General features: G+C 69.2%; 7 protein-coding genes. 3 read left to right on the top strand and 4 right to left on the bottom strand.

Annotation, left to right across the window (positions count from 1 at the left end):
• The coding region (locus V6M56_RS00035) for an FAD-binding oxidoreductase (RefSeq protein WP_332680497.1) at nt 1-240 on the top strand (240 nt) is incomplete at its 5' end.
• A gap of 189 nt (nt 241-429) precedes the next feature.
• Here V6M56_RS00035 and V6M56_RS00030 read toward each other — a convergent pair.
• The gene (locus V6M56_RS00030; protein WP_332680496.1) at nt 430-1575 is read right to left on the bottom strand and encodes an AGE family epimerase/isomerase; all 1146 of its coding nucleotides are present in this window, start codon (nt 1573-1575) and stop codon (nt 430-432) included.
• Nucleotides 1576-1801: 226 nt separating this feature from the next.
• On the opposite strand from V6M56_RS00030, the gene V6M56_RS00025 reads away from it, so the two are divergent.
• On the top strand, nt 1802-2848 hold the full coding sequence (locus V6M56_RS00025) for a nucleotidyltransferase domain-containing protein (RefSeq protein WP_332680494.1): 1047 nt from the start codon (nt 1802-1804) through the stop codon (nt 2846-2848).
• Here V6M56_RS00025 and V6M56_RS00020 read toward each other — a convergent pair.
• Both V6M56_RS00020 and V6M56_RS00015 read right to left on the bottom strand, forming a co-directional pair.
• Complete coding sequence (locus tag V6M56_RS00020; RefSeq protein ID WP_332680493.1) at nt 2830-4437, bottom strand: gamma-glutamyltransferase family protein; 1608 nt, start codon at nt 4435-4437, stop codon at nt 2830-2832. The genes V6M56_RS00025 and V6M56_RS00020 overlap by 19 nt on opposite strands.
• A gap of 174 nt (nt 4438-4611) precedes the next feature.
• Nucleotides 4612-5376, bottom strand: a complete 765-nt coding sequence (locus V6M56_RS00015; RefSeq protein ID WP_332680492.1) for an SOS response-associated peptidase — start codon at nt 5374-5376, stop codon at nt 4612-4614.
• Between the two features lie 155 nt (nt 5377-5531).
• Here V6M56_RS00015 and V6M56_RS00010 point away from each other — a divergent pair, with 155 nt between their 5' ends.
• A complete protein-coding gene (locus V6M56_RS00010) occupies nt 5532-5966 on the top strand; it encodes a hypothetical protein (protein ID WP_332680491.1) in 435 nt (144 codons plus the stop codon).
• Nucleotides 5967-5969: 3 nt separating this feature from the next.
• Here the strand turns inward: V6M56_RS00010 and V6M56_RS00005 are convergent.
• A partial coding sequence (locus tag V6M56_RS00005) for an SAM-dependent methyltransferase (RefSeq protein WP_332680490.1) occupies nt 5970-6347 on the bottom strand: 378 nt, incomplete at its 5' end.

The raw sequence follows: 6347 nt of genomic DNA, 5'->3' as shown, positions 1-6347 counted from the left end.
GTCAGCCAGCCGGTCGGCGCCGACAAGGCGGCCTATCTCGCCGGCTGGGACGCGATGAACACCGCCGTCCACGCCATCGTCAGCGAACTGCACGGCTCGATCTCGGCCGAGCACGGCATCGGCCGGCTCAAGCGCTCGCTGTTGCCGGGCGTCAAGGACCCGGTCGAGCTCGACCTGATGCGGACGGTGAAGGCCGCGCTCGACCCTAAGGGCGTGCTCAACCCCGGCGCGGTGCTGTAGCGCCTCGGTGCCAGCAGGCGGCGCGCGGAACCGCAAGCCAGGGCATTTTTTCGATCACCCTGCGCCGTCATCCCGGCTGGAGCGAAGCGTAACGCCGGGATCCATCGTCGGGCACAGCGCCCTTCGATGGATTCCGGAGCGGCGCGGCTTCGCCGCTTGTCCGGAATGACGGTATGGGTCCGCCGAAAACTAGAAGGCCGCGTCGCCCTTGGTGACGCGGCAGACCTCGGCGAGCGCCAGCACCAGATGGTAGAGAACCCTGACCGGAACCCGCTCGGCTATCGGCCGGCCGCACTCGTCGAGCTGGTTCGCCCATAGCCCGCTCTCGCGATCGACGAAGTGCCGGAAGACCAGCCGCAGATGCTGTTCGAGGCGGGCCGCAGCGTCGCGGTCCCCCTCGAATTCGATCCGCGCGACCTGCGCCTTCAGATATTCGGTCTGCGGCCAGAGCAGGGCCGCGCCGTTCAGCACGCGGCCTGTCGGATCGACCTCGTTGACGACGAGGCGCGACGGGTTGGTCGCCGCGTCGACCTGAAGCTGCCCGAATGCATGGAGCTTACGCGCCGTTTCGCGCGCCTCGGCCGAGCCGGTCAGCCGTTCATGATGATAGAGCAGCCAGGTCCATTCGAAATGATGGCCCGGCTCGCGGATCAGCCCGCGCGGACCCGGAAATGCCGCCCAGTCCTCGCTGAAGAACTCGCCGAGCGTGCCGTTGCCGTCCAGCATGCGCTCCCGCATCAGGCGCACGAGCTTGTCCGCGGTCGTCAGCCAGCGCGGGTCCGGCGACACGGCGGCCAGGGCGTGGCAGGCCTCGAGCAGATGCATGTGCGGGTTCTGGCGCCGCGGCTGCGTGCCCTGCGTATCCTCGCTGAAGCCGCCGGCCGGATGCGCCAGTTCCTCTTCGAGGAAGTCCATCACCTCGCCGGCCATTGCCAGCACGCCCGTATCGCCGGTCGCTTTTGCGAACCAGCCGAAGGCGAACAGGACGAAGGCGAGATCGTAGAAATCCGACCTGCCGTCGACGGCCTCACCGCGCGCCGTGCAGGAATGGGAGAAGCGCCCGTCGGCGCGCCGGCAAGCTTGGGTCAGGAAGGCGAGGCCGTGCCGCGCCGCCGCCAGCGCCCCGGGTACGCCGAGCAGATGCGCGTGGCTGAAGACATAGGTCAGCCGGGCCGTGACCAGGGTGGTGCGCAGGTCGCTGGTCTCAGGCTTCGCATCCGGCCCCAGATACTCGACGAAGCCCGGCCGCGCCGGGTCGAAGGCGCGCTCCATCCAGCCCGGCAGCAAAGTGCCGGTCAGCCAGGAGAGAAGATCGTTCCGCGCGGGCGTCGACATGCTTTCAATCCTCGAAAACGCCGCGCGTGCGGCGTGCGATCATGGGGATGCTCTGCCATCCGGGCGCGAACGAAGCCAGCGGAGAGACGCATGACGGCCACGCCGCCGCCGCGGCGTCGCAAGTGGGTTCCAACAGTTGCTCGAGATTTCGGGGAGATTTGTTGGAACTTCCATTCCGTGCTAGTTCCAACACTCCTGAATGAAAATCGGTCAAACTGTTGGAGCCATGCCGCAGCCGCTCAATAACGATCAGCGCCGCGAGACGGTGAATACGCGCCAGCGTTACGAGGCGTTCAGGTCGGCGAAGGCGCAGCTGCGCCATTATCGTGGCTCGATGGTCTGGTCGCGGACGAAGGACATCGAATATCTGCTGCGCAGCGCCTATGGAGACGACGACGGCCGGCGCCGGCAGACCTCGCTCGGCCCGCGCTCGCCGGAAACCGAGCGGATCAAGCATGAGTTCGATACCGGCCGTGCGGCCGCCCGCCAGCGCTTCGAGGCGGCGCGCGCTGTGCTCGAGCGCCAGGCGGCGATCAACCGCGTCCTCGGCCTCGGGCGCGTGCCGCTGACGGGCGCGAGGATCATCCAGGCGCTGGACGATGCCGGGCTACTGGGCCGGGCGCTGCGCGTCGTCGGCACCCATGCGATCTACGCCTATGAGGCAGCCGCCGGCCTCTTCGTCGACCCGGAGGTCACCACCACCGAGGATATCGACCTGCTTTATGATACGCGGCGCGAGCTCGGCTTCGTCGTCGACGAGGCGTTGGCGGAGGCCGGGCTGCTCGGCATCCTGAAGCGGGTCGACCGCAGCTTCGAGCGCGCCCGCCAGGGCTTCCGCGCCGTCAATGCCGAAGGCTATCTCGTCGATCTGATCCGGCCGGAAAGCAACCCGCCTTGGCAGGAGATGCGCGAGAGCCTGAGCGCTGCCGGAGGCGATCTCACCGCAGTCGCGATCGAGGGCCTCGCCTGGCTCGAGAACGCGCCGTCATTCGAGGCTGTCGCGATCGACGAGAAGGGCGCGCCGCTGCGCTTCGTCGCGGTCGATCCGCGCGTCTTCGCGGCCCATAAGCTCTGGGTCTCGCAGCAGCCCGGGCGCGATCCGCTGAAGCGCCAGCGCGATCTGGCGCAGGCGCGCGCCGTCGCCGAGCTGACCGCGACCCATCTGACCCATCTGCCCTATGAGGCCGCAGCTCTGCGGATGCTGCCGCGCGCCGTCTTCGAAGCGGCCGAGCCGCTGTTCAGGCCCGAGACGCCTCAGGGCGTCGCGACATAGCCGTCGCGGCGCGGGTCGGCGGCGCCGGTGAGCCGGCCGGTAGCGGGGTCGCGCGCGACCGCCTGCATGCCGCCGACCCGCATCGTCCAGCCGACATCGAAAGGCGTGATCTCGTGGCCGCGCTGCCGCAAGGCGGCGATGGTCTGCGCCGGGATGCGATCCTCGACCTCGATGGCGCGGCCGTCCCAGAGCCGGGCGCGGGGCGCCTCGATCGCCTCCTGCAGCGGTAGGCCGAAATCGAGATGCTGCACCATCGCCTGCACCTGCGTCTGCAGGATGCCGTAGCTGCCGGGCGTGCCGAGCGCCAGCACCGGCTCGCCATCGCGGGTCGAGAGGCTCGGCGACATGCACATCGGCAGCTCCGAGCCCGGCTGCGAGCGGTTCGGGCTGCCGGGCTGGACATCGGACCAGTACAGGAAGTTGTTGAGGCACAGGCCGGTGCCGGGCACGACTACGCCGCTGCCGAACGGGCTGCCGATGCTCTGCGTCACGCAGATCAGGTTGCCGTCGCGGTCGGCGATCGAGAAGGAGGTGGTGTGCGCGGGGTCCTCGCCGGCCGGAGCCTGCGGCATCCACTGCTCGGTCGGGCCTTCGACCGGCTTGCCGTCGCGGAGGCGGGCGCGCAGCTTCTCCACCGTGGCGTCGGAGAGCAGTTCGGCGAGCTTCTCCGGCTTGGGATTGTTGTGGGCGATGCGCAGGCCGGCGGCGAGGCGGATGGCGCGGTAGACGATGTCGAGATGCTCGACGGAATCGCGCTCCAACCCGCCGAGGTCGATTCCGTCGAGGATGCGCAGCGTCAGCAGGAACTGGAAGCCTTCGCAGGCCGGCGGCGGCACATGGACGAGGCGGTCGCGATAGGCGACGGCGAGCGGCTCGCGCCAGCGCGGCGCGACCTTGCCGAGATCGGCCATGGTCAGGGTGCCGCCCTTGGCCTTGAGATGGGCGATCACGGTCTCGCCGAGCGCGCCGCGATAGAGATGGTCGGGTCCCTTGGCCGCGATGTCGGCGAGCGTGCGGGCAAGGTCGGGCTGGCGCAGCATATGGCCGAGCGCCACCGTATCGCCGCCGCCGGACAGGTAGTTCTTCGCCCAGTCGGCATGAAGCTCCGGCCGCTCGCGCAGCAGGGGCGCCTGCTCGTTGAACTCCGCGACGCCGAACTCGGCGAGCGGGAACCCGTCCGCGGCGAGCGCGATCGCCGGCGCGAAGATCTGCTCCAGCGTGGCGCGGCCATAGGCCCGGTTGAGCTCGCACCAGCCGGCGAGGTTGCCGGGCGGGGCGACGGCGAGCGCGCCGCGCTCGAGATCGGAACGCTGGCTGAAGCGCTCCAGCGGGAAGCTGTCCGGCACAGGCGGCACGAAATCGAGCACGCGCACCCGTTTTTCGGCCGCGACCCACATCGTCGCCGAGCCCATGCCGCCCAGGCTCGACATGAACGGCTCGACGACGTTCAGCGCAGCTGCGACCGCGCCGGCGGCGTCGAAGGCATTGCCGCCCTGACTGAGGATGCGCGCTCCGGCCTGGGCCGCCAGCGGATGCGCGGCGGCGACCATGCCGTGCAGGGAACTCATCGTCGGGCGGCGGCCATGCATATCGGGCGTTTCCTCTGTCTGTCGCGTTGCCCGACAGTAAGCGCCCCCGTGCCGGTTCCGCTAGAGCACGCGCCGATCAGATTGCTGGGCAATCTGATCGGACAACGCGTTCTCTATCCATAGTTTAGAGGCGGATTCACCGATCAGGTTGATTCAACCTGATCGGATCCGGCTCTAGAACAGGCTGCCCTGCGCATCGTCCTTGCCGCCCCGACGAGGACGCATGGCGGGCTTCGTCTCGGGCGGCTTCGCAGGTGCCGCGGCGGCGTCGAAAGGCTGCTGCAGTTCCGGCCCGTCATTGGCGACCTTGTTCACCGCCGCGCCGACCATGGTCATCTCCAGGAGCGCGTCCGGTGGCGGCCTGAGCAGCGCCGTCAGCCTTGCCGGCTCGGCATTCGGGTCGAGCCAGGCATCATAGTCCTCGGGCGCGAGAATGACCGGGCAGCGCTCGTGGATCGCCGCCATCAGCCCGTTCGCCGGGCCGCTGACCAGCGCGACGGTGTCGATCTCCGAGCCGTCCGCGCTGTGCCAGGTCTCCCAGAGCGCGGCGAAGGCGAAGAAGCCGCGATCGGGCCGGCGGAACAGATAGGGGCGGCGCTCCTGCTGCCGCTGCCCGCCGCCGCGCGGCCATTCATAGAAGCCGTCGGCCGGCAGCAGGCAGCGCCGGCGGGCGAAGGCGGCGCGGAAGGAGGGCTTCTCGGCGACGCTTTCGCCGCGGATGTTGATGACCAGTGGAAAGCTCTTCGGGTCCTTGACCCAGCCCGGGATGAAGCCCCAGCGCATCAGCAGGAACTGGCGCGCGCCCTGGTCCTGGCGCACCACCGGCACCGGCTGGGTCGGCGCGATGTTGTAGCGCGGCGGGAAGTTCGGCTGCTCGCGATAGGCGAAGGCCTGGCGCATCGCCTCCGGCGGCAAGGTGACTGCATAGCGACCACACATGTCGGGATCAGTTGGGGTTCCGTCATTCCCGATCAATACTTTATTTGGGTTTGGCCACGCATATTCCCCACGATTTCGAGGCCGCGTGCATGTCCGCTCCCGCAAGCTCAGATGCGCCGATGGCGGCGGCCGGCTCCGGAGCCGCGTCTTCGCCCGTGCATCTGTCGACGGACTATCTCAACCGCCACAGCGAAGCGCTGATGCTGCTGGAGATGGTGCCGATGGACCGCGAGATCCTGATCGATCTCAAGGCCTGGCGCGCGGTCAGCTATTGCGAGCATTTCGCGAACTCCCCGCTGCGCTGCGCCGGCGCGGCGCGCGAGGCCTACCGGCTGCTCGGCGCCCGCGAGGCCGAGGGCTTCGAGGGGCTTTGCGCCGCCATGAACCGCCTCGTCTTCACCGTGACGGCGCTGCTCGACGAGATGCCCGAAAACGAGGACCCGACGCTGGTGGTCGACGTCGCCAGCCTGTCGCTGCGCCGCCTGATCGCCCGGGCCGCGGCCTTCATCAATGCCAATGGTCGGGGCGAGGCTGCCAGGATCGACCCGGGCGCCGTGCAGGCCGAGGTCGACCTGCTGATGGCGAGCTGAGCTTCAGCGCATCCCGCCGATCAGGAATTCGCGGTTGCCATCGCCGCCCTCGATCGGCGAGGGGATCGGGCCGGCGACCGAAAAGCCGAGCCCGGCCAAGACCTCCGCGATCTCCATGCAGATCTGCGCCTGCAGCGCCTCGTCGCGCAGCACGCCCTTCTTCAGCGCCGAGCGCTTGGTCTCGAATTGCGGCTTCACCAGCGCGACCAGATGCGCCCCCGGCGCCAGCAATCGCGCCACCGCCGGCAGCACCAGCTTCAGCGAGATGAAGCTGACATCGATCACCGCCAGCGCCGGCGCTTCCGGCAGCAGGGCCGGGTCGAGCGTGCGGATGTCCTGGCCTTCGAGACTGGTCAGCCTGGGATGGCCGTGCAGGCTGTC

Origin of the sequence: Allobosea sp., assembly GCF_036675845.1 — a bacterium.
Lineage (GTDB): Bacteria > Pseudomonadota > Alphaproteobacteria > Rhizobiales > Beijerinckiaceae > Allobosea.
Note: the sequence above shows the minus strand (reverse complement) of the source record. Positions and strands in the feature narration are given on the sequence as shown.